The sequence below is a fragment of the Streptococcus sp. 'caviae' genome (genome assembly GCF_001937065.1).
In the GTDB taxonomy this organism is placed as follows: Bacteria; Bacillota; Bacilli; order Lactobacillales; family Streptococcaceae; genus Streptococcus.
On sequence record NZ_MOWR01000017.1, the window covers coordinates 1 to 3,155 of the forward strand.

At 51.1% G+C, this 3,155-nt stretch carries 2 rRNA genes; both read right to left on the bottom strand.

The window, feature by feature from the left end:
* Nucleotides 1–2: 2 nt before the first annotated feature.
* Nucleotides 3–118 (bottom strand): 5S ribosomal RNA (gene rrf, locus BMI76_RS10400).
* 55 nt (nt 119–173) lie between these two features.
* Nucleotides 174–3,077, bottom strand: a 23S ribosomal RNA gene (locus BMI76_RS10405).
* Nucleotides 3,078–3,155 lie beyond the last annotated feature (78 nt).

Consider the following 3,155-nt stretch of genomic DNA (forward strand, 5'->3'; position numbering starts at 1 on the left):
TTGCTAAGCGACTACCCTATCTCACAGGGGGCAACCCCCAACTACTTCAGGCGTGCTAGGGCTTAACGGCTGTGTTCGGCATGGGTACAGGTGTCTCTCCTAGGCTATCGTCACTTAACTCTTGAATGATCGCTCACTCATAATTGAATAGCGCTTAAAACCTCTGCTGCTCTTCGGATAAGTCCTCGAGCGATTAGTATTGGTCCGCTTCACGTGTCACCACGCGTCCACTCCCAACCTATCAACCTGATCGTCTCTCAGGGCTCTTACTAACTTAACGTTAAGGGAAATCTCATCTTGAGGCAGGCTTCACACTTAGATGCTTTCAGCGTTTATCCCTTCCCTACATAGCTACCCAGCGATGCTCTTGGCAGAACAACTGGTACACCAGCGGTAAGTCCACTCTGGTCCTCTCGTACTAGGAGCAGAGCCTCTCAAATTTCCTACGCCCGCGACGGATAGGGACCGAACTGTCTCACGACGTTCTGAACCCAGCTCGCGTGCCGCTTTAATGGGCGAACAGCCCAACCCTTGGGACCGACTACAGCCCCAGGATGCGACGAGCCGACATCGAGGTGCCAAACCTCCCCGTCGATGTGAACTCTTGGGGGAGATAAGCCTGTTATCCCCAGGGTAGCTTTTATCCGTTGAGCGATGGCCCTTCCATGCGGAACCACCGGATCACTAAGCCCGACTTTCGTCCCTGCTCGAGCTGTAACTCTCGCAGTCAAGCTCCCTTATACCTTTACACTCTGCGATTGATTTCCAACCAATCTGAGGGAACCTTTGGGCGCCTCCGTTACCTTTTAGGAGGCGACCGCCCCAGTCAAACTGCCCGTCAGACACTGTCTCCGTAGATGATTAACCTACCGGGTTAGAGTAGCCATAACACAAGGGTAGTATCCCAACAGCGCCTCCAAGTAAACTAGCGTTCACTCTTCTTAGGCTCCTACCTATCCTGTACATGTGTCACAGATACGCAATATCAAACTGCAGTAAAGCTCCATGGGGTCTTTCCGTCCTGTCGCGGGTAACCTGCATCTTCACAGGTACTAAAATTTCACCGAGTCTCTCGTTGAGACAGTGCCCAAATCATTACGCCTTTCGTGCGGGTCGGAACTTACCCGACAAGGAATTTCGCTACCTTAGGACCGTTATAGTTACGGCCGCCGTTTACTGGGGCTTCAATTCATACCTTCGACTAACGTCTAAGCACTCCTCTTAACCTTCCAGCACCGGGCAGGCGTCACCCCCTATACCTCATCTTACGATTTTGCAGAGAGCTGTGTTTTTGATAAACAGTTGCTTGGGCCTTTTCACTGCGGCTGACTTAACGTCAGCGCCCCTTCTCCCGAAGTTACGGGGCCATTTTGCCGAGTTCCTTAACGAGAGTTCGCTCGCTCACCTGAGGCTACTCGCCTCGACTACCTGTGTCGGTTTACGGTACGGGTAGAGTATACATTAACGTTAGAAGCTTTTCTTGGCAGCGTGACATCACTCACTTCGCTACTAAACTTCGCTCCCCTTCACAGCTCAACGGTATAGGACTAAGCATTTGACTCAATCCACGCCTCACTGCTTGGCCGGACTCTTCCAATCGTCCGGCTGAGCTAGCCTTCTGCGTCCCTCCATCACTCTATACTCTAGTACAGGAATATCAACCTGTTGCCCATCGGATACACCTGTCGGTCTCTCCTTAGGTCCCGACTAACCCAGGGCGGACGAGCCTTCCCCTGGAATCCTTAGTCTTACGGTGGATGGGATTCTCACCCATCTTGCGCTACTCATACCGGCATTCTCACTTCTATGCACTCCAGTGCTCCTTGCGGTACACCTTCTCTGCACATAGAACGCTCTCCTACCATTACCTAAAAGGTAATCCACAGCTTCGGTAAATTGTTTTAGCCCCGGTACATTTTCGGCGCAGGGTCACTCGACTAGTGAGCTATTACGCACTCTTTGAATGAATAGCTGCTTCTAAGCTAACATCCTAGTTGTCTGTGCAACCCCACATCCTTTTCCACTTAACAATTATTTGGGGACCTTAGCTGGTGGTCTGGGCTGTTTCCCTTTCGACTACGGATCTTAGCACTCGCAGTCTGACTGCCGATCGCAACCGCTTGGCATTCGGAGTTTATCTGATATTGGTAATCCGGGATGGACCCCTCAATCAAACAGTGCTCTACCTCCAACGGTCTCTCAATCGACGCTAGCCCTAAAGCTATTTCGGAGAGAACCAGCTATCTCCAAGTTCGTTTGGAATTTCTCCGCTACCCACAAGTCATCCAAGCACTTTTCAACGTGCCCTGGTTCGGGCCTCCAGTGCGCTTTACCGCACCTTCACCCTGCTCATGGGTAGGTCACATGGTTTCGGGTCTACATCATGATACTCATTCGCCCTCTTCAGACTCGGTTTCCCTTCGGCTCCGCTTCTTCCGCTTAACCTCGCATCATAACGTAACTCGCCGGTTCATTCTACAAAAGGCACGCTCTCACCCATTAACGGGCTCGAACTTCTTGTAGGCACACGGTTTCAGGTTCTCTTTCACTCCCCTTCCGGGGTGCTTTTCACCTTTCCCTCACGGTACTGGTTCACTATCGGTCACTAGGGAGTATTTAGGGTTGGGAGATGGGCCTCCCAGTTTCCGACGGGATTCCGCGTGTCCCGCCGTACTCAGGATCCTGTTAGGTACAAGCTCTATTTCAAATACGAGGCTCTTACTCTCTTTGGCCTACCTTTCCAGATAGTTCTTCTATAAAACTTGAGTCCACGTTACAGTCCTACAACCCCGAAGTGTAAACACTTCGGTTTGCCCTCCTGCCCTTTCGCTCGCCGCTACTCAGGCAATCGCTCTTGCTTTCTCTTCCTGCAGCTACTTAGATGTTTCAGTTCACTGCGTCTTCCTCCTCATCACCTTAACAGTGATGGGTGACAGGCTTCACCTGCCGGGTTCCCCCATTCGGACATCTCTGGTTCAACGCTTACGTACAGCTCCCCAAAGCATTTCGTTGTTCGTCACGTCCTTCATCGGCTCCTAGTGCCTAGGCATCCACCGTGCGCCCTTACTAACTTAACCTTATTAAAAAACTCTTTCAATATGTTCTACAGCGTTTCGGTTTCTTTTTTTGTTGCGCTATTCAATTGTCAATGAGCC